This is a genomic window from Paenibacillus flagellatus (genome assembly GCF_003217775.1).
Classification (GTDB): Bacteria; Bacillota; Bacilli; order Paenibacillales; family NBRC-103111; genus Paenibacillus_AB; species Paenibacillus_AB flagellatus.
Genome location: NZ_QJVJ01000014.1, coordinates 116,816 through 137,646, shown reverse-complemented (window position 1 = coordinate 137,646; position 20,831 = coordinate 116,816). Strand labels below are relative to the sequence as shown.

Sequence of the window (20,831 nt, the reverse complement as noted above, 5' to 3'; positions counted from 1 at the left end):
CCGGCGCGCGGGAGGTGTATATCCGATGAAAGGCTACGAGGCGCGCGGGATGTACCCGTTTGAGCTATGGATTACGATCGCATCATGGGCATTGGGGGTCGGCATTTTGACGCTGCCTCGGCTGCTGGCGCATTCATGCGAAACATCGGACGGCTGGATCAGCTTGGTCATCGGCGGTACGCTCGCCGCCTTTTTCAGCTGGATTTCCTTAACGCTGACCCTCCGTTTTCCCGGCGCTACGTTTTACGAATATACGTCCCGTATCGTAACGAAGCCTGTCGCTTGCGTCCTTACGCTGTTGATGGCCGTTCATTTTTTAACGTTCCCCGCCTACGTCACACGCGTGCTGTCGGACATCTCGCGTTTGTACTTGCTGTACCGCACCCCCATGGAGGTGCTTACGCTCGCCTTCATTCTCATCCTCGCTTATGCGGCTTCCGGCTCCAGGGCGGGTCTTATTCGGTTGAACGTCTTGTTTCTGCCGATCGTCCTGTTCATTCTGGTCGCCGCTCTCGGATTGAACGGCAAAGACGTCGAAACGGACAACCTGCTTCCGGCTTTCGTAACGCCGAGCGGCCGCATATGGGAAGGGGTGCAAACGGGCGCCTTTTCGTTTATCTCTTCCGATATTCTATTATTTTACGGCACGCTGCTAGAGCGTAAAAAAGGAGCGGCGCGTGCGGTTTGGATCGGCATGGCGATTATTACGATTCTCTATATCCTGATCTACATCGTGTCGGTCGGCGTGTTTTCCCGGGAAGCGACGGAACAAATTATGTACCCGACGATAGAAATGGCGAAAAAAGTCGAGTTTCCCGGTGTCCTTTTCGAGCGGTTCGAGCTGATTTTCTTGACGACCTGGATCATGACTATCTTCAACACGTGCGTCATGGCGCTCGATATTTCCGTATGGTCGGTGCGAATGATATTCCCGAAATGGAACAAGACCTTGACGACCGTCTCCTTATCGACCCTCGTGTATATCGCGACGGCAATTCCGGCCAACACGCCGGAACGCGATGCGTTCGGACAATGGATCGGCTATGACGGTCTTGTGCTCGCCATCCTGCTGCCCACGCTGCTGCTCGTGATTGCGATGCTGAGACGCATTCCGCATCAAACTTGAAGGAGGAGGAATCGGCATGAACGTTTTAAAATCGCTGTGGGGACATATGCCGTCAGGAATGGTTCTGTTTTGCGCCATTTTGTCCTGGCTGATCCCGTTCACGATTTACCGCTTTAACCGGAGGCTCCATGAATGGGGAGATCCCGCTTGGAAGCGGGACGCTTCCGGGAAGCCTCGCTCGATGCCGGGACAGCCCGACTACGGGCGACATGGCGACGGCCATAACCATAAGCCTCCGTTACGGGAGCATTCCGGCCGTTCCGGCAATTTGGCCACCTCGTCAAAGCGACGCGAGCATAAACGCTAGCGGCGACACATCAAACAAAACCGCGAGCCGGGAAGCATTCCCCGATTCGCGGTTTGTTGTCGTCCAAGCGGTCGTTATACCGCCGCGTTTTCTTTCACTTCTTCGAGCTTTTGCTGCCGCTCGGTTCGTTCCCGATCGCGCTCCAAAATCGGCTTCAAATATTTCCCCGTGTACGATTCGGGAACTTTCACGACGTCCTCCGGCGAGCCGCAGGCCACGATCGTACCGCCGCGGCTGCCGCCCTCCGGACCCAAGTCGATCAAGTAATCGGCCGTCTTGATCACATCGAGATTGTGCTCGATGACGAGCACCGTCTCGCCGCTGTCGACCAGCCGATGCAGGACGGTCAGCAGCCGGTCGATGTCGTCGATATGCAGGCCTGTCGTCGGCTCGTCCAGGATGTAGATCGTCTTGCCCGTACTGCGCCGGTACAGCTCCGCCGCCAGCTTGACGCGCTGCGCTTCGCCGCCGGACAGCGTCGTCGCCGGCTGGCCGAGCTTCATGTAGCCGAGGCCGACGTCCAGCAGCGTCTGCAGCTTCCGGTGAATGCGCGGAATGTTTTTGAAAAACTCGCAGCCATCCTCGATCGTCAGCTCCAGCACTTCCGCGATGCTCTTGCCTTTATACTTCACCTCGAGCGTCTCGCGGTTGTACCGTTTCCCTTTGCACAGCTCGCACGGCACATACACGTCAGGCAAGAAGTGCATCTCGATCTTGATGATGCCGTCTCCCCGGCACGCTTCGCAGCGGCCGCCTTTGACGTTGAAGCTGAACCGGCCCTTCTTGTATCCCCGAACCTTCGCTTCCGACGTATTGGAGTAGACGTCGCGAATATCGTCGAATACGCCCGTATACGTAGCCGGATTGGAGCGAGGCGTCCGGCCGATCGGAGACTGATCGATGTCGATGACCTTCTCGACGTGCTCGAGGCCGAGTATTTCCTTATGCTCGCCGGGACGAAGCTTCGCCTTGTTCAGGTCGCGGGCGAGCGCCTTGTACAATATTTCGTTGATCAACGTACTCTTGCCCGAACCCGATACGCCCGTGACGCAGGTGAACACGCCGAGCGGAATTTTCACGTTCACGCCCCGCAGGTTGTTCTCCTTCGCGCCTTTCACTTCCAGCCATTTGCCGTTCGGCTTCCGTCTCGGGCTCGGGACCGGGATGAATTTCTTGCCGCTCAAATATTGGCCGGTCAGCGAATTCGGATCTTCCATAATTTCGGCGGGGGTCCCTTGGGCGACGACTTGGCCGCCGTGAATGCCGGCTCCCGGCCCGATATCGATAATATAGTCGGCCGCCAGCATCGTATCCTCGTCGTGCTCGACGACGATCAGCGTGTTGCCGAGGTTGCGCATATGCTCGAGCGTCTGGATCAGACGGTCGTTGTCGCGCTGGTGCAGGCCGATGCTCGGCTCGTCCAAAATATAGAGGACGCCCATGAGGCTCGAGCCGATTTGGGTCGCCAGCCGGATGCGCTGCGCTTCGCCGCCGGACAGCGTGCCCGCCGAACGGCTGAGCGACAAGTAGTCGAGCCCGACGTTGACGAGGAAGCCGAGCCGCGCTTCGATTTCCTTCAGCACGAGATGCGCGATCGTGCGGTCCTTCTCGGAAAGCTCCAAGTTGCGGAAAAATTCCGACGCCTCTCCGATCGACAAGTTCGTGACGAACGCCATGTTTTTGCCGCCGACGGTGACGGCCAAGCTTTCCTTCTTCAGACGATGGCCTTTGCAGCTGCCGCACGGCTTCGCGCTCATATACTGCTCGATATGCTCGCGGATGCCGTCCGACGCGGTTTCCCGGTAACGGCGCTCGAGGTTGCGCACGACGCCCTCGAACGGCACGAGCGCCTCCTTCGTCAAGCCGAAGTCGTTCTCGTAACGGAACTTGACCTTCTCTCCGCCGGTGCCGTACAAAATCTTCTTCATCTGGTCGGCGGTCAGCTCGGATACGGGCACATCCATCGGGATGCCGTAATGCTCGCATACGGCGGCGAGAAATTGCGGATAGTAGTTCGACGTACTGCCCGCCCACGCCTCGAACGCACCCGCTTCGATCGTCAAATTCGGATTCGGCACGAGCAGGTCGGGATCGACGATCATCTTCGCGCCCAGACCGTCGCACTCCGGGCAGGCGCCGAACGGACTGTTGAACGAGAACATGCGCGGCGCCAAGTCCTCGATGCTGAACCCGCACTCCGGACAAGCGAGCTTCTGGCTGAACAGCAGCTCTTCTTTGTCCATGACGTCGACGATAACTCGCCCTTCGGCCAGCTTGAGCGCCGTTTCCAGCGAATCCGCAAGCCGCGCCTGAATGTCGTCCTTGACGACGATCCGGTCGACGACGACCTCGATCGAATGCTTCTTGTTTTTCTCCAGCTCGATTTTGTCCGACAAGTCGCGAATTTCTCCGTTCACGCGAACACGAACAAAGCCCTGCTTCTGCACGTCGGCGAGCAGCTTCGTATGCTCGCCCTTGCGGCCGGACACGATCGGCGCCAAAATTTGCAGCTTCGTCTTCTCCGGGTATTCCATAATGCGGTCGACCATCTGCTCGACCGTCTGCGCGGAAATTTCGATGCCGTGCTCCGGACAATGCGGCTTGCCGATCCGGGCGAACATGAGCCGCAAGTAATCGTAAATTTCCGTTACCGTACCGACGGTGGAACGCGGGTTGCGGCTCGTCGTCTTCTGGTCGATCGAGATCGCCGGCGACAGCCCCTCGATCGAATCGACGTCGGGCTTGTCCATCTGGCCGAGAAACTGTCTCGCGTAAGCGGACAGCGACTCGACGTACCGGCGCTGACCCTCCGCGTATATCGTATCGAAAGCGAGCGACGATTTGCCCGATCCGCTTAATCCCGTCAGCACGACAAACTTGTCGCGCGGAATCGTCACGTCGATATTTTTCAAATTGTGAGCTCTCGCTCCTTTGACCACGATCCGGTCTTGAGCCACGTCAACCATCCTTTCCGGTTCAACCGAACGTTCATTCCTTCATCATAGCACGACAGACGCCCGGAACGAAACGGACAGCTTTTGTCAAACCGTCCGTTCCCGTTCCCGGCGCCGTCAGTCCGCCGACTTCAGCTCGAGTATCGCGTCGCGCAGCTCGGCCGCGCGTTCGAACTGCAAGCTTTTCGCCGCTTCCTTCATCTCCGCCTCGAGACGCTCGATGACGGAAGCGCGGTCCTTCTTCGACATCTTCTCCGCCTTAAAGCCGGCCAAGTAGTCGGCCTTCTGCTCGGCGACCTTCGTCGCCTCGATGACGTCGCGCACCCGCTTCTGGATCGTCTGCGGCGTAATGCCGTGCTTCTCGTTGTACGCGATCTGAATCGCCCGGCGCCTCTCGGTTTCGCGGATCGCGCGCTCCATCGACTCGGTGATTTTGTCGCCGTACATGATGACGCGTCCGTTCGCGTTCCGCGCCGCCCGGCCGATCGTCTGGATGAGCGACCGCTCCGCACGCAAAAATCCTTCCTTGTCGGCGTCGAGAATGGCCACGAGCGACACTTCCGGCAAATCCAATCCTTCCCGCAGCAGGTTGATGCCGACGAGAACGTGGTACACGCCGAGACGCAGGTCGCGCAGCAGCTGCATTCGCTCGAGCGTCTTGATATCGGCGTGCAAGTAACGCACCTTGATGCCGATATCTTTCAAGTAATCCGTCAAATCTTCCGCCATCTTCTTCGTCAGCGTCGTGACGAGGACGCGCTCGTCCTTGGCCAGTCGATCGTTGATCTCGCCGATCAAATCGTCGATCTGTCCCTTCGTCGGACGCACCTCGACGATCGGATCGAGCAAGCCGGTCGGCCGGATGATCTGCTCCACCATCGTCGGGCAATGCTCAAGCTCGAACGGCCCCGGCGTCGCGGAGACGAATATCGCCTGCTTCACCTTGCTCTCGAACTCCTCGAACCGGAGCGGCCGGTTGTCGAGCGCCGAAGGGAGACGGAAGCCGTGCTCCACGAGCACTTCCTTGCGCGCCCGGTCGCCGTTGTACATGCCGCGGATTTGCGGCAGCGTCACGTGCGATTCGTCGACGATGACGAGCATGTCGTCGGGGAAGTAATCGAACAGCGTGTACGGCGTCGCCCCCCGCTCGCGGAACGTAAGCGGACCCGAGTAGTTCTCGATGCCGGAGCAGAAGCCCATCTCCTGCATCATCTCGAGGTCGTAGCGCGTCCGCTGCTCGAGCCGCTGCGCTTCCAGCAGCTTGCCTTGGGCGCGCAGCTCGGCGAGCCGCTCCTCGAGCTCGCGCTCGATGTTGACGATCGCGACCTTCATCCGATCCTCGTGCGTGACGAAGTGGGACGCCGGGAATATCGCGACGTGGTCGCGTTCGCCGAGAATTTCGCCGGTCAGCACGTCGATCTCCGTAATCCGCTCGATCTCGTCGCCGAACAGCTCGACGCGAATCGCCTGCTCGCCCTTGGAGGCCGGGAAAATCTCGACGACATCGCCGCGGACGCGGAACGTGCCGCGCACGAAGTTCAAGTCGTTGCGCTGATACTGGATGTCGACGAGCTTATGAAGAATCTCGTTGCGGGGACGCTCCATGCCGACGCGCAAAGACAGCACGAGATCCCGGTACTCGAACGGAGAACCGAGGCCGTAAATGCACGATACGCTGGCGACGATGATGACGTCCCGGCGCTCGAAGAGCGAGCTGGTGGCGGAGTGGCGCAGCTTGTCGATCTCTTCGTTGATGCTCGAATCTTTCTCGATGTATGTGTCGCTCGACGGAATGTACGCTTCCGGCTGGTAATAATCGTAGTAACTGACAAAATACGACACGGCATGATTCGGAAAAAACTCCTGAAACTCGCTGCACAGCTGGGCGGCCAGCGTCTTGTTGTGCGCGATGACCAGCGTCGGCCGATTCAGTTGCGCGATCACTTGCGCGGCCGTGAACGTCTTCCCCGTACCCGTCGCCCCGAGCAGCGTCTGATACCGCTTGCCCGAGCGCACGCCTTCGACCAGCTCCGCGATCGCGCGCGGCTGGTCGCCCTGCGGCTGAAAGTCGGATACGAGCTGAAACGGTTTGTGTTGAACCACGATATCGCTCATCGTCTTGTACCTCTCACTTGGGTCTTTCGCCTCTATTGAACGATTCGGCCGTTACCGATATATGGATAGGACATGGGGGTTTACCGAATGTTTGTTCTCATTCATTATACCTCTTTTCCGGAATTGTTGCAAATTTTCGAACAAAGGGTGTGGGTTTGGTCCATGGATTTGACAACGCTACTGGGCATCCTGCTCGGCCTCCTGGCGCTCGTGGGCGGCTTCCTGCTCGAGGACGGCCACATCAGCGGGCTGCTCGTATATACGGCGGCGATCATCGTGTTCGGCGGAACGTTCGGCGCGGTCGTCGTCAGCTTCCCGAAGTCGCAGCTCAAGCTCATTCCCGAGGCGCTCCGCATGGCGTTCCGCGAGCCCAAATCGAACCCGGCCGCCCTGATCGAGGAGCTCGTCGACATGGCGGTCGTCGCCCGCCGCGAAGGCGTCCTCGCGCTCGAGGACCGCGCGCAGCAGCATCCGAACGCGTTTTTGCGGGAAGGGCTGCAGATGGTCGTCGACGGAACCGATCCCGACGTGCTGCGGCAAATTCTCGAGGTGGAGATCGAGGCCAAGGAGAAGCGGCACCAGAACTGCGCGAAGCTGTTCGAGGCGGCCGGCGGCTACGCCCCGACGATGGGCATCATCGGCACCGTCATGGGGCTGATCCACGTGCTGAGCAACATGTCCGACCCGGCCTCGCTCGCCGGAGCGATCGCCGTGGCCTTTACCGCTACATTGTACGGCGTCGGCAGCGCCAACGTGCTGTATTTGCCGATCGCGAACAAAATCAAAGTGCGCAGCGAGGAGCTCGTCGCGGAGATGGACATGATGCTGGAGGGAATGCTGGCGCTGCAGGCCGGCGAAAACCCGCAGCTCATTCAAAAAAAGCTGGCTTCGTTCCTCCAGCTGGATGCGGCCTCGTTCGGCGGAAAGGATGCGGTAGCCGATGGCGAGGAGACGTAAGCGCAGCGAGACTTCCCATTCGAGCAGCGAGCGGTGGCTCATTACGTACGCCGATCTGATCACGCTGCTCATGATCTTCTTCGTCATCATGTATGCGATGAGCCAGGTCGATACCGCGAAGTACGAGTCGCTCGCCAAGGCGCTCCAGCTCCAATTCCACGACGCGACGTCGATGATCCCGAAGGGCAGCGGCGTACTGGACGGCGCGAATCCGGGAGCCGGACAAGCGGGAGACGAGACGAAGCGGGAGACGGAGACGAAGCCGACGGACGGCGCGGAGAAGGACGCGAAGGAAGAGGACTTGCAAAATTTGCTCAAGCTCGTCCGGCAATACATCGCCGAGCAAAGCCTGGAAGCCCAAGTCTCGGCCAGCGATACGCCCCGCGGCATCGCCATTACGCTGAACGACTTGTTTTTGTTCGATCTCGGCAAGGCCGATCTGAAGCAGGGCGCTTTTCCCGTTCTCGAGAAGCTGGCCAGTCTGTTCCCCCAGCTGAAGGCGAAGGTGAGCGTCGAGGGGCACACCGACGATTTGCCGGTGACGCCGGGCTCGCAGTTTCAGGACAACTGGGGGCTTTCCCAAGCGCGGTCCGTCTCGGTCATCCGCTACTTCGTCAATTCCGCGAAGCTGAAGAGCGATACGTTCATCTCGTCCGCCTATGCGGATACGAAGCCCGTCGCGCCGAACGATTCGGAGACGAACCGGCAAAAAAACCGGCGCGTCGAAATCGTCGTGCTCCGCAACGGGTCATAACGGCCCTGCCGCGCAAAAAAAGAGTCCTTGCTCGCGCTCCTCACGCGAAGGACTCTTTTCTTGTCTCTACAGCCCGCTTCCGGTCTCGCTGCCGGAAGCGTAGCCGGCCGGCCGCCGCCGCGCCGCCTTCGTGAACCAGTTTACGCTGCGCTCCTCGACGACGTACATCGCCTTGTCGTCCGGAGCGAGCACCACCCCGAGCAAATGATGCTCGCCGGCGAACAGCGCCCGCTGCACGAATTTCGTGTGGCCTTCCGTATTGATCACTTCAAGCTTGCAGAATGCGGCGTTCGAGCGCAGCGCCTCGTGCAGCTCCTCTTTCGTACGTACCTTAATGCCGTTCGCTTTATGGATCGTTTCCCCGGGCAGCAGGCCCATTTCCTTGGCCGGACCGGCCGGAAGCACGCCCAAAATTTTCAACCCGTCCGCCCCGTGCACATACATCGGCGAACGGGACGATTCCTCCCGCTTGCTCCACCAGACCAACGCCTCGTGCAGCGCCGCGACGGCGAGCGAACCGACGAGCGCGAAGCCGGGCAGCCATTCCGCGCCGGCGGCAAGCGCCAGCACCGCTACCGCGTACACGACGAGCCGCTTGGCGCTGACCCGCGCCTTGTCCTGCGGCAGCCGCGTCGTCGTCCGTTCGGCGAAGCCGAGCATGACGGGCATCGCGGCGAACGTCCAGCCGGCGGACCAGATGTCGCCGCCGAACAGAGGCGACCAGGGCAGCACCGCCGAACCGGCACCGGCCGGGACGAGGAGCAGCAGCGGCACCGGCCAAAACTGCTGCAGCTGATAGCCGCCGATCACTTTGCCCCGCTTGCCTTCCACGAATACGGGCATCGCCATGCTCGCGCCCTGCTTGCCGACGAAAAACGCCTCCAGCAGATGCAGCAGGCCGACCAACGCAAGCATCGACGATATCGGCAGCTGCTGCAGCGGTCGGAGTGCCGCTCCGACATAGTCGATCTCGGTCAAGGACGGGAACGTCGAGACGACGACGTGCAGCACGCCCAGCAAGGCGACCGAATACGCCAAGCAGACGAACCGGATTTGGACGACGGCCAGCAGCGCCGAGAGCACCCATAACCAAACGACGACGCCGAGCGGCACCGTAGCGCCGACGAACGACATGACGAACGAGGCGGCCATTCCCGCGACGATGCCCCACAGCACCGTCCTCCACGTCGTATCGATCAGCGAATGAAGTCTCGTCGAGAACAGCTGGCGCTCCAGTACGATTTGCCTGCGATATTGCACGATCACGAACACGATCCCGATATAATAAAAAGGCTGCACAGCCAGCTGCACAAGCGCATGCAGCGCGTTTCGCGCCAAATCCGCGGCGATGTCCATCGAATCCGCTCCTTTTCCCGAAGCTTCCTAAACCAACCGATTCGACGTTCCGCCGGCGATTTCCTGCCGCGATACGCACATTTCCAGCCGTTCCCGCCGCGGCAAGGGCGAACAGGACCGTAAAGTCCAACCGGTCGCCGTTCAATTCCACTACGGCTTAAAGTCCGGAGGGGCCTTCAACCAGCCTTTTTTCCTCAGCATCTCCCTGAGTGAAACCGCGTAAGCCATCTTTTTCATTTGGAATCTGGCGAACATGGCCGCCACGTCCGGCCGTACGGCCTCCGTCATCCCGCGGCAGGCATAATTGATGCCCAGTACGATATTGAAGCTGAGCAGATTGGCGATTTCTTCGTCGGACAATCGGGAGCCCTCCGGCATATGGCGGAACTCGCCGACCGGCTTGGGCTGCGACAAATCCGGCAGCGGGACGCCTTCCGACTCCAAAAACTTGACCACTTCCTCGAAGATGGGGGCATGCACCGTATCGATCACCACTCTGAGCTTTTCCTTCAAATCGGGATCCTCCACGATGTTGTAGGACACCTGCTCGCCGCGCATCGTTTGATCGGTTGCGGTTAAGTAAAACCATACGTTCATCACTTCCCCGACGTTCAATGGAGGCTTTTCTCCGTCCAGAAAAGGCTTGATCGAGTCGGTAAGCAGTTCCAAAACATTCATGTTCGCACCGCCTTTTTGCTACTAGGGTGTGTCTTTTGACGCGTTTTAGTCGAAACGGGCGCAAAAAAAATCGGGCACCTTTCCGGTACCCGATTCCTTGCGTTGTTATTTCACCGCTTTCCGCATCGCTTCGACCGCCGTCTTGAGCTGCAGATCGTGCTTCGGATCGCGAATTTCTTTGGCGATCGCTTCCTCGAGCTTTTGCGCCGTCTTGACGTCGACCTCGCCGGTCGCGGGCAAGCCGTTGGCGCTTTGGAACGATTTGACCGCTTGGGCGGTCTTGTCGTTAAAGTAACCGTCGGTCCGGCCGGGCGCGAGCCCGAGCCCTTCCAGCATCAGCTGCATATTTTTGACGTCGTCTCCGAGCATGTCGGCCTTCAGCGTCGTTTTCTTCGACAGCGGCGATACTTTGAAGAACGCCGGCTGCTCCACCGCCACGTCCGGGGCGATGCCTTTCTGATGCACCCAGTTGCCGTTCGGCGTCAGCCACTTCATGACGGTCATCTTGATGTTGCTGCCGTCGCCCAGCTCCTGCTGGTACGTCACTTGAACCGTTCCTTTGCCGTACGTCTTCTCGCCGAACAGCTTCGCGCCCGCCGCTTCCTGCAGCGCGCCCGCCATAATTTCCGACGCGCTGGCGCTGCCGTTGTTGATCAGCACGGCAATCGGATACGGCTTGCCGGAGCCGCCCTTGGACAGCGTCTGCTCCCGCCGGCCGTTCCGGTCCTCGACCTGAACGATAGGCTTGCCGTTCGGGACGAATTCCTCCAGCATTTCGACGACCGCCTGCAGCATGCCGCCCGGATCGTTGCGCACGTCGATGACGAGCGCCTTCATCCCTTGATTCTCCAGTGCCTTCAGCTGATCCTTGAACGTCTTCGCCGTGTTTTGCACGAATTCGCGAATGTCGATTTTGCCGATTTGCCCTTCCAGCATCTCGGAGTGAACCGTTTCGATCGGGATATCGTCCCGAACGACGACGACCTCGATCGGCTCGGCGCCGGCCCGCGAAATTTGCAGCTTCGCCTGCGAGCCTTTGTCTCCGCGAATTTTCATGACCGCCTCGGACAGCGTCAGCCCGTCCAGCTTTTCCCCGTTGACCGACAAAATAATATCGTTCGTCCGGATGCCCGCTTTCTCGGCCGGCGAGCCTTTGATCGGGGAAACGACCTTCACGCGGCCGTCCTCCAGCGACACTTCGGCGCCGATGCCTTGGAACTTCGAGCTGAGCATATCGTTGAACTGCTTCGCTTCCTCTTGATCCATATACGTCGTGTACGGATCGTCCAACGCCCCGAGCATGCCGTGGATCGCGCCGTCGATGACCTTCGTCCGGTCCACCTCGTGCAAAAATTGGCCTTGTATCAATTCGTACGTCGTCGACAGCTTCTTCAGCTCTTGCGCCGTAAAGCCGGATTCGCCCGTCTTGCCGCCGAATACGCTGCGTCCTTCACTCGCATAAGACAGCGGCTTGACGATCGTAAGCGTCAGCACGCTGCTGGCGAACATCGCGAGCAACAGAAACGCGACGAAGATGTACAGATTGCGTCCTTTCCAGAACATGGTCTTCTCACCGCCTCTGCTGGCTTGTCTCTAGGTTGGTTCATTGTATGAGACCGACGTGCGAATTAGTAGCGTTATTTTACGTAGGGGATCGGATCGGTCGGCTCCCCGTTTTTGCGAACCTCGAAATGAAGATGGTTGCCGGTCGACTGTCCGGTCGATCCGACGTACGAGATGACGTCCCCCGCTTTCACTTGATCGCCCTCTTCGACGGCCAAGCTTCGGGCATGTCCGTACCACGTCTCCAAGCCGCCTCCGTGATCGATGACGACCGTATTGCCGTATCCGTTTACCCACTGCGCGATGATGACCGTCCCCGGAGCGGCCGCATGAATTTCCGTTCCCGCCGGCGCCGGGATATCGATCCCTTTATGGTTCTCGCTCTTCTTCGTAACCGGATTGATCCGATGGATAAACCCGGAGGAGATCGTCGTCCGTCCCGGCAGCGGCCATTTCAGCTGACCGCCGGTATAGACGGCCGTTTTCTTGTTTTTGTTTTTCTCCGCCCACAGCTTCGATTTCTCCGCCGCGAGCTTCTTCAGAAATTCCTCCTGCTCCTCGCTTACTTCCTCGATCGCCTGCTCCTGCTTCGCCAGGCTCGCGATGAGCACTTCCTTGTCCTTCTCCTTGGCCATCAGTTCCTTCTTCGCCAGCTCGTTCTGGGCGTACAGCGCTTGAACCTGGGCCAACTGGGCTTCGACCTGCACCTTCTTCTGCGCAACCGCCTCGCGGTCCCGCTTGTTCGCCTCCAATATTTCCTTGTCTTGGCCGACGATCGACTTGAGCGCATGGTACCGGTCCAAAAAGTCGCTGAAGCTGGTCGATTCGAGCAGCACGTCCAAATAGGAGACGAAGCCGTTCGTATACATGAGCCGCACTCTCGATTTCAGCAGCTGATCGCGGGTTTCGACGCGCTGCTCGGCTTCCTGCAGTTCTTGTCCCGTCTGTTTCAACGTAGCCGTCGTCGCGTCGATTTGCTTCTGGATCGCGTTCAGCTTGTTGCCCTGCTCCTCGATCTGCTTCCACAGCTCCTGCATATTGTTCGTTTCCTGAACTTTTTTCGACGCGAGATCCTTCTTGAGCTTGTCGGCTTCCTGCTGCTTCTTGGCAGCCTCGGCCTCCTGCTTCTTGATCATGTCAAGCCTCTTGTCGATTTCCGCATCCGTAATAGCATACCCTTCTTGGGGCGCGGACATAAGCAGCAGCGCCAAACCCGATACGACGACCAACGATCGTTTCCACTTGTTCAACTCCGGGATTCCTCCTCGACATTACACTTTCAAAAACTTGCGGACGGACAAAATGCTTCCCCATATGCCGATCATGACGCCGATGCCGAACAACAGCCCCGGTATAATCAGCACGAGCTCCCTCACGGGTATCAGCTTGATCAGCATCAAGCCGAGCTGGACCTTCGTATAGTTGAGCAGCTCCGCATACCCCCACAGCAGAACGCCGACGGGTATGGCCGAACCGATTAAGCCGAGCAGCGCCCCTTCGATGAAGAAGGGCCAGCGGATAAAGCCGTTCGTCGCACCGACGAGCTTCATGATGCCGATTTCGCGCCGGCGGCCGACGATCGTAATCTTGATCGTATTCGATATGAGGAACATCGCGGTAAATGCGAGCAGCAGGACGAATACGAGTCCGACGTTGCGCACGATGCCGGTTATTTTCAACAGTGTATCGACGGTGCCTTTGCCGTAGTTGATCTTATACAGAAGCGGCGGATTGTTCTTCGCATCGTTCGCCTTGATCCGCTCCGCCACTTGGCCGACGAGATGCGGATCGGTAACCTCCACGGTAAACGAGTCGTTCAACGGATTGTTGTCCCCGTCGAATCCTTCCAGCAGCTCTTTCCCTTCGTCGCCCATCTTCTCGCGCAGCAAATTCAGCCCTTCCTCCTTGGAGACGAAAGTGACCTTTTTCACCTCGGGGATGGCGGCGATATCCCGCTGGACGGCGTCCCTCTGCTGCTCGGTCGTATTGACTTCGAGATAGACGCGAATTTCGACCTGACTCTCGATCTGATCCGCCAAGCTGTTGACATTGAGCGCCAAGACGAGGAAAATGCCGAGGACGAACAGCGAGATGGAAATGGCGCTAATCGAGGCGAACGTCATCCAGCCGTTGCGTACGACGTTTTTGGCACCCTCCCGTACGTGCCGAGCGAAGGTGCTAATCCTCATAGCCGTACTCCCCTCTAACGACGTCGCGAGCGATGTTGCCGCTCTCGATAGCGATGACCCGCTTGCGCATCGTGTTGACGATTTCCTTGTTGTGCGTAGCCATTACGATCGTAGCCCCGCGGAAGTTGATTTCCTCGAGGAGCTTCATGATGCCCCATGACGTCTCGGGGTCGAGGTTGCCGGTCGGTTCGTCGGCGATGATGACGGCCGGGTTGTTCACTATTGCCCGGGCAATGGCGACGCGCTGCTGCTCGCCGCCGGACAGTTGCCCCGGAAGCGATCCGGCCTTGTCCTTCAATCGGACGAGCTCGAGCACCTCCATCGTCCGTTTCTTCATCAGCTTCTTGGGAGCCTCGATCACTTCCATCGCGAATGCGACATTTTCATACACCGTCAGCTTCGGCAGCAGCTTGAAGTCTTGGAAGATGACCCCGATGTTGCGCCTGACATACGGAATTTTGCGCTGCTTCAGCTTTTCCAGATTGAAACCGTTAACGAAGATGTGGCCTTTCGTCGGCCGTTCCTCGCGATATATCAATTTCATGAATGTGGATTTGCCGGCCCCGGAAGGCCCGACCACATACACGAACTCGTGAGCGTCGATTTTCACATTGATGCCTTTCAATGCATGGGTTCCGTCGGAATACGTCTTCCATACATCTTGCATTTCGATCACGCTATCACATCCCGGTCATAGTTAACATATAAGAGTTCGACACCTGCCGCTGAAATCCTCTAGGAAACTTTTCGATTCAACATATTCTTTCATCATAGCACGGCAATCGCCTTTTTCGGACTTAATAGTTATTGGAAAATTCAGGCGGCCCCTCGCATATACATAGGTTGTACCACCATGATAGAGGAGCGGTTCCGATGAAACGCCGTACGGTAAACCGGCTGCTGGCAGCGGCCGTCGCGGGCTTGTCCGCGTTATGGATATGGTTTTGGTGGTACTCCGGTTTGCAGACGCTGCCTGCCGGGGTTCGGCTTGGCGATTGGCAGGTCGGAGGGATGCGCGCGGAGGAAGCGAAGCTCGCGCTGGAGGACGGATTGAAGCGGCTGTCGAATCAAAAGGTTTCGCTAGGAGCGGCCGACGCGGCGGCGAACCGGACCGAATTCACGATGGAGCGGCTCGGATTGTCGTCCAACGGAGAACAGCTATCGACATTTTTGGACAGCTTCGCGAAAGAAGGAAGCCGGCTGGACCGCGCGCGCCGACGTTGGCAGCTGCGCCATGCCGCCCTCCCTCTCGAGCTGACCGTTTCCGAGGAAAAGCTGCGGCAGACCCTTGAGGCGGCGTGGCCGGGGCTGATGAAGCCCGTGACGAAAAATGCGGAGCGGGTCGTTACCGCCGACGACCGGATCGAGTACAAGCCGGAGGTTCGGGCCCGAACGGCGGATACCGCGGTGCTGGCCGGCCTGCTCGTCGAGTCGGCGCGAGACGTCTGGGACGGACGGCTGCGCCCGGACCGGTGGACCGGCGACGCCTCTCCCGCGAAGCTGGACGTCCCTCTCCGCGACGTCTTGCCCGAGATGACGCTGGACCGGCTGAAGGCGCAAGGCGTGGACCGCAAAATCGCCGAATTCACGACGACGTCCCACGGAAGCGCGCCGGGCCGCGTCCACAACATTCAAGCGACCGCGAGCACCATTCACGATATGCTGCTCGCCCCCGGCGCCAAGTTCGACTACGGCACGGTCATCCGCGAAACGGAGCGCAAGCACGGCTACCGCGAAGCGCCGGTCATTTACAACGGCAAGCTCGTCCAAGGGATCGGCGGCGGCATCTGCCAAGTGTCCACGACGTTGTACAACGCGGTCCTTCGCGCCGGACTAACGGTGAACGAACGCCGCAACCATTCGCTGCCGGTCAGCTACGTCGCGCTCGGGCAGGACGCGACGTTTGCGAACGGCTATATCAACTTCGTCTTTACGAACAACAGCGGCCATCATTTGCTCATCCGCACCGAAACGAACGAGTCGAGCGTCACGGTGAAGCTGTTCGGCCGCATGCCCGAATCGGTCACCTATGAGGTGGAATCGAACGTGATCAAGACGATCGAGCCGCCGGTCAAGTACGTGCACAACCCGTCGCTGCCGAAGGGCGCGCAGTCGCTTCTGCAGCCGGGCAAGCCCGGGTACGTTGTCGAAACTTACCGCATCCGCAAGGAGAACGGCGCCGTCGTCGGACGGGAGCGCGTCTCGACGGATACGTACCAGCCCCAGCCTTCTCTCGTCGCGGCGAACAACGGGACGCCGCCCGAAGACAAAGACGGTCCGCCGGGCGGCGGGCGGACGATTATCGAAGACGGGGTGAGCGGTCCCGTCCTGCCTAAAGGCAGGTGAATGCCGCGCGACACGATCTGTCCGCATGGATTGGACGAGGGGAACGTTGTTCCTCCCGTCTTTTTCTTTTTCTTATGACGGGTCATATGACGAACGGGACTACAGGGGTATGACGAATTTACGGTATGATGCGATCATGATGGATTACGGCCGGAAGGGTGAATGCGAATGACGAAAGCGGAATTTTTCGAGCTGTTGGAGCAAAAGCTGCGCGGCGTCCCGGAGCCGGACCGCACGCACATTTTGCAGCGATACGAGGATTTGTTTTATCGGGCGATGGCGAACGGCGAGCCGGAAGAGCAGATCGCTTACCGAATCCTGTACCAAGGCGGCGGCGGCGCTCCCCCGAATAAGGGCGATTCGTCGATCGGCAAGCTGATCGCGGGCGCCGCGCTCGTGCTGTTCAATCTGATTTTCATCCTTGGTCCGTTCATTGCGGTATGTGCCGTGCTGTTCGCCTTGGGCGTCGTCGGCGTCGTTCTCTTGGGCGCTCCGTTTCTTTACTTCGTCGCCAACGGGTTGCCGGGCGGCTTGACGGAGCTGCTGTTCGTCATTTTCGTATGTGTCGGCATGTTCGGCCTCGGGCTCGTCCTTGCGGTCGGCATGTCCTATGTCGGACCGAGGTTTTTGAAGCTGGCCGGCAAATATGTTCGCTGGAACGTTAACGCGGTCAGGGGGTTGTAACGATGGGCTGGATTCGAAAAACGCTGCTCGCTTTGGGATTCATCTGTTTCGGGGTCGGCATCGCCGGCGCCTGGGTCGTCTATTCGTCGGCCGAGGGCTTCCGCCAAGATGCCGCGACGATCGATTTGGAGAAGACGGCGCCGTCCCGGGACGTCAACCGCCTTTCGATTCATTCGGACTTCTCCGACGTCGTGTTCGTCCGGAGCGAGGACGACGATATCCATTTCCGCCTGGCGGGAACGACGAACGATCGGGTGCAGCACGCCGCCGATATCGACCTCACCAGCCGCAACGGTACGGTGACCGCCGACTTGAGGTATGAGAAGCAGCAGGACAATTGGTTCAATTTCAACATTTTCGAGCTCGTATCCCTGATGGACGGCTCATGGTCGAAGCTGCGGTTCGAGGTGGCGCTGCCGGATCGTTCCTTCCAAGAGATCGAGCTGACGACCGATGCGGGCGATATCGAAGCATCCCGGGCGGTCCGAGCCGACAAGCTGTCCCTTCGCACGAGCTTCGGCCGCATCTCCGTCGACGAATACGGCGGCGACCGACTGGAGCTCCAAACCGATGCGGGCCGGATCGAAGCGCGGCGTATCGCGGCGACCGAAAAAGTGAAGGCGAAGACGTCGTTCGGCAATATCGACATGTCGCTCGACAAGGTGGCGGAGAAGGTCGAGCTGTCGACCGACACCGGGAACATCGAGGCGGAAGTCCCCCAAGGCGATGCGCTTCGCGTCGATCTGAAAAACGATTCCGGCGGTATCGACGTCGACGTGGCCGGCTTGAAATCCCGCGACGATACCGATCACTCGTTCCAAGGCAGCGTAGGCTCCGGCGGGCCGCTGCTGGAAGCGCGCTCGAGCTTCGGCAGCATCGAGATCCGAGAAAAGTAATACGAAAAACTCCCGCTCATGATCATGATGGGCGGGAGTTTTGTTTTGGCTTTATTGCCGAGCTTACGCTTACTTGCTTTTCTCGAGATATTCCTCGACCCAAGCCGCATTGCTCCGGACGGTTTCCTCCGCGCGGCCGATGGCGGCCGACACTTGGGGCGTCGCCGTCCCGCCGTATACGTTGCGGGCGTTGACGACGTTTTCCGGCTGGAGCACGTCGTAGATGTTGTCGTCGAACAGCTCCGAGAATTGCAGAAACTCTTGGAGCGTCAGATCGAGCAGGTACTTCTTGTTCTGAATGCAGTAGAGCACCGTCTTGCCGATCACTTCGTGCGCCTGTCGGAACGGCAAGCCTTTGCCGACCAAGTAATCGGCGATGTCCGTCGCGTTGGAGAAATCCTGATTGACCGCCTGCCGCATCCGGTCGCGATTCACCTTCATCGTGGCGATCATCGGCGCGAACAGCTGGAGCGCTCCCTGCAGCGTCCGCACGGTGTCGAACATGCCTTCCTTGTCTTCCTGCATATCCTTGTTGTATGCAAGCGGCAAAGCTTTCAGCACGGTCAGCATGCCGACGAGGTTGCCGTAGACGCGGCCGGTCTTGCCGCGCACGAGCTCCGCGACGTCCGGATTTTTTTTCTGCGGCATGATGCTGCTTCCGGTGCAGAAGGCGTCGTCCAGCTCGACGAACTGGAACTCGGTGCTCGACCAGAGGACGAGCTCCTCGCACAGCCGCGACAAATGCGCCATGATGAGCGAGGCATTGGACAAAAACTCGACGATGAAGTCGCGGTCGCTCACCGCGTCCAAGCTGTTCTCGTAGACGCGCTCGAAGCCGAGCTGCTCCGCCACGAAGTGGCGGTCGATCGGGAACGTCGTTCCCGCCAGGGCGCCCGCACCGAGCGGCAGCGCGTTAATGCGCTTGTAGCTGTCACGAAGCCGTTCGATGTCGCGCTCGAACATCGAGACGTACGCCATCATATGGTGCGCGAACAAAATCGGCTGCGCCCGCTGCAGGTGCGTGTAGCCCGGCACGATCGTGTCCAGGTTCGCCTTCGCTTGTCCGATGAGCGTTTCCTGCACTTTGACGAGCATGCCGACGAATTCCACGACCCGCTTCCGCAAGTACAAATGCATATCCGTCGCCACTTGGTCGTTGCGGCTCCGCCCCGTATGCAGCTTGCCGCCGACCGGACCGATCTCCTCGATCAGCGTCTTCTCGATATTCATATGGATGTCTTCGTCGGATACGGAAAATTCGACTTCGCCCCGGCGAATCATCTGCATGACCTTGTGCAGGCCGTCCTGAATTTTCTCCACGTCCGCCGCCGGCAAAATGCCGCACTTGCCGAGCATCTTCACGTGCGCCAGACTGCCTTGAATGTCTTCCTCGGCCAGCTCTTTGTCGAACAGAATCGAGGCCGTATATTCCTCGACGAGCTGGTCCGTCTTCTTCGTAAATCGTCCACCCCAAAGCTTCGACACGCTCACTATTCCCTCCTCGGGTCATCGGCGGCGCAGGCGCTCGAAAGGCAAGGACGGCTGTCGCCTCCTTGCCTTCGCACGGTCCGCCTAGCATTCTAACGGAAATCGGATTCGATTCGTTTACTTCTTCGCGTTCTGGGCGACGCCGGACGCGACGCGCAGACGGAGCGCGTTCAGCCGGATGAAGCCGGTGGCATCCCCTTGATTGTACGCTTTGGACGGGTCCGCTTCCATCGTCGCGATGTCCGGGTTGTACAGGCTGACCGGGCTTTGCACGCCGGCGCCCATAATGTTGCCCTTGTACAGTCTCAGCCGCACCGTACCGGTGACGTTTTTCTGGCTCTCGTCCACGAGCGCTTGAATCGCGAGACGCTCCGGAGCGAACCAGAAGCCGTTATAGACGAGCGACGCATACTTCGGAATGAGCGAGTCGCGCAGGTGCATCACTTCGCGGTCCATCGTCAGCGACTCCATCTTGCGATGGGCGACGAACAGGATCGTGCCGCCCGGCGTCTCGTATACGCCGCGGCTCTTCATGCCCACGAACCGGTTCTCGACCATGTCGACGCGGCCGATGCCGTGCTTGCCGCCCAGCTCGTTCAGCGTCTCCATCACTTCGAGCGGGCTCATCCGCTTGCCGTTCACGGAGACGCAGTCTCCCCGCTCGAAGCCGAGCTCGACGTATTCCGCTTGGTCCGGCGCCTCTTCCGGCGCACGGCTCAACACGTACATGTCACGGTTCGAATCCGCGCTCGGATCGAACCACGGGTCCTCGAGCATGCCGCTCTCGAAGCTGATGTGCAGCAGGTTGCGGTCGGTCGAATACGGCTTGGAGGCCGTCGCGGTGACCGGAATGCCGTGCTTCTCGGCGTAAGCGATCATTTCCGCGCGGCCCGGGAACTGCTCGCGGAACTCCTCGATGCGCCAAGGCGCAATCACTTCCAGCTCCGGCGCCAGCGCGGCCGCCGTCAGCTCGAAGCGTACTTGGTCGTTGCCCTTGCCGGTCGCGCCGTGAGCGATCGCCGTCGCGCCCTCGGCGCGGGCGATTTCGACCATCCGCTTCGCGATGAGCGGACGCGCGATGCTCGTGCCGAGCAAATATTGCCCCTCGTACAAGGCGCCCGCCTGGAACATCGGGAAGATGAAATCTTTCGCGAACTCGTCGCGCAGGTCGTCGATGTACGCTTTCGTCGCGCCGGTGCGCAGCGCCTTCTCCTCGAGACCGTCCAGCTCGTCCTTCTGTCCGATGTCGGCGGTAAATGTAATGATCTCCGCGTCGAACGATTCTTTCAGCCACGTCAAAATGACGGAAGTATCCAGCCCGCCGGAGTAGGCCAGTACGATTTTTTGTTTCGCCATCGGTATTCGGTCTCCTTTAATGATGATGCGTCGTTAATCGCTTCGGGTGCGGGCCGCGGTAC

General features: G+C 59.5%; 17 protein-coding genes. 7 read left to right on the top strand and 10 right to left on the bottom strand.

Going from position 1 to position 20,831, the window contains the following annotated elements:
- Nucleotides 1-25: 25 nt before the first annotated feature.
- A complete protein-coding gene (locus tag DLM86_RS26355) occupies nt 26-1,126 on the top strand; it encodes a GerAB/ArcD/ProY family transporter (RefSeq protein ID WP_110843053.1) in 1,101 nt (366 codons plus the stop codon).
- A 16-nt stretch (nt 1,127-1,142) separates the two neighbouring features.
- On the top strand, nt 1,143-1,433 hold the full coding sequence (locus DLM86_RS26350; RefSeq protein WP_110843052.1) for a hypothetical protein: 291 nt from the start codon (nt 1,143-1,145) through the stop codon (nt 1,431-1,433).
- A 74-nt stretch (nt 1,434-1,507) separates the two neighbouring features.
- Here DLM86_RS26350 and uvrA read toward each other — a convergent pair whose 3' ends face one another.
- Together uvrA and uvrB are read right to left on the bottom strand one after the other, a co-directional pair.
- The gene (gene uvrA, locus DLM86_RS26345; RefSeq protein ID WP_110843086.1) at nt 1,508-4,390 is read right to left on the bottom strand and encodes an excinuclease ABC subunit UvrA; all 2,883 of its coding nucleotides are present in this window, start codon (nt 4,388-4,390) and stop codon (nt 1,508-1,510) included.
- A gap of 114 nt (nt 4,391-4,504) precedes the next feature.
- Nucleotides 4,505-6,502, bottom strand: a complete 1,998-nt coding sequence (gene uvrB, locus DLM86_RS26340) for an excinuclease ABC subunit UvrB (RefSeq protein ID WP_110843051.1) — start codon at nt 6,500-6,502, stop codon at nt 4,505-4,507.
- 162 nt (nt 6,503-6,664) lie between these two features.
- Here uvrB and DLM86_RS26335 point away from each other — a divergent pair, with 162 nt between their 5' ends.
- Together DLM86_RS26335 and DLM86_RS26330 are read left to right on the top strand one after the other, a co-directional pair.
- Nucleotides 6,665-7,459 carry a flagellar motor protein gene (locus tag DLM86_RS26335; protein ID WP_110843085.1) on the top strand — a complete coding sequence of 265 codons (795 nt, stop codon included), beginning with the start codon at nt 6,665-6,667 and terminating at the stop codon, nt 7,457-7,459.
- Nucleotides 7,443-8,213, top strand: a complete 771-nt coding sequence (locus tag DLM86_RS26330; protein WP_110843050.1) for an OmpA/MotB family protein — start codon at nt 7,443-7,445, stop codon at nt 8,211-8,213. Before DLM86_RS26335 ends, DLM86_RS26330 begins: the two co-directional genes overlap by 17 nt.
- A gap of 66 nt (nt 8,214-8,279) precedes the next feature.
- Here DLM86_RS26330 and DLM86_RS26325 read toward each other — a convergent pair whose 3' ends face one another.
- The 6 genes from DLM86_RS26325 to ftsE all read right to left on the bottom strand — a co-directional run bounded on the left by DLM86_RS26325 (nt 8,280) and on the right by ftsE (nt 14,675).
- Nucleotides 8,280-9,569 (bottom strand): PDZ domain-containing protein, encoded by a 1,290-nt coding sequence (locus DLM86_RS26325; RefSeq protein WP_110843049.1) that lies wholly within the window; start codon nt 9,567-9,569, stop codon nt 8,280-8,282.
- A 150-nt stretch (nt 9,570-9,719) separates the two neighbouring features.
- Nucleotides 9,720-10,247, bottom strand: a complete 528-nt coding sequence (locus tag DLM86_RS26320) for a DUF3231 family protein (protein ID WP_110843048.1) — start codon at nt 10,245-10,247, stop codon at nt 9,720-9,722.
- Between the two features lie 105 nt (nt 10,248-10,352).
- The gene (locus DLM86_RS26315) at nt 10,353-11,810 is read right to left on the bottom strand and encodes a S41 family peptidase (RefSeq protein ID WP_110843047.1); all 1,458 of its coding nucleotides are present in this window, start codon (nt 11,808-11,810) and stop codon (nt 10,353-10,355) included.
- Nucleotides 11,811-11,884: 74 nt separating this feature from the next.
- Complete coding sequence (locus tag DLM86_RS26310; RefSeq protein ID WP_245954919.1) at nt 11,885-13,060, bottom strand: murein hydrolase activator EnvC family protein; 1,176 nt, start codon at nt 13,058-13,060, stop codon at nt 11,885-11,887.
- 21 nt (nt 13,061-13,081) lie between these two features.
- Complete coding sequence (ftsX, locus tag DLM86_RS26305) at nt 13,082-13,999, bottom strand: permease-like cell division protein FtsX (RefSeq protein WP_110843046.1); 918 nt, start codon at nt 13,997-13,999, stop codon at nt 13,082-13,084.
- Complete coding sequence (gene ftsE, locus DLM86_RS26300) at nt 13,989-14,675, bottom strand: cell division ATP-binding protein FtsE (protein ID WP_110843045.1); 687 nt, start codon at nt 14,673-14,675, stop codon at nt 13,989-13,991. Before ftsE ends, ftsX begins: the two co-directional genes overlap by 11 nt.
- Nucleotides 14,676-14,872: 197 nt before the next feature.
- On the opposite strand from ftsE, the gene DLM86_RS26295 reads away from it, so the two are divergent.
- The 3 genes from DLM86_RS26295 to DLM86_RS26285 all read left to right on the top strand — a co-directional run bounded on the left by DLM86_RS26295 (nt 14,873) and on the right by DLM86_RS26285 (nt 17,925).
- Nucleotides 14,873-16,345: a VanW family protein gene (locus tag DLM86_RS26295; protein ID WP_110843044.1), complete on the top strand. Its 1,473-nt coding sequence runs from the start codon at nt 14,873-14,875 to the stop codon at nt 16,343-16,345.
- A 168-nt stretch (nt 16,346-16,513) separates the two neighbouring features.
- Entirely contained in the window at nt 16,514-17,029 is a 516-nt protein-coding gene (locus DLM86_RS26290; RefSeq protein ID WP_158289671.1) for a DUF1700 domain-containing protein, read from the top strand.
- Between the two features lie 2 nt (nt 17,030-17,031).
- Nucleotides 17,032-17,925 carry a DUF4097 family beta strand repeat-containing protein gene (locus DLM86_RS26285; protein WP_110843042.1) on the top strand — a complete coding sequence of 298 codons (894 nt, stop codon included), beginning with the start codon at nt 17,032-17,034 and terminating at the stop codon, nt 17,923-17,925.
- Between the two features lie 69 nt (nt 17,926-17,994).
- On the opposite strand, the gene argH is transcribed toward DLM86_RS26285, so the two are convergent.
- Together argH and DLM86_RS26275 are read right to left on the bottom strand one after the other, a co-directional pair.
- Nucleotides 17,995-19,410: an argininosuccinate lyase gene (argH, locus tag DLM86_RS26280; RefSeq protein WP_110843083.1), complete on the bottom strand. Its 1,416-nt coding sequence runs from the start codon at nt 19,408-19,410 to the stop codon at nt 17,995-17,997.
- A 120-nt stretch (nt 19,411-19,530) separates the two neighbouring features.
- Entirely contained in the window at nt 19,531-20,769 is a 1,239-nt protein-coding gene (locus tag DLM86_RS26275) for an argininosuccinate synthase (protein WP_110843041.1), read from the bottom strand.
- Between the last annotated feature and the right edge of the window lie 62 nt (nt 20,770-20,831).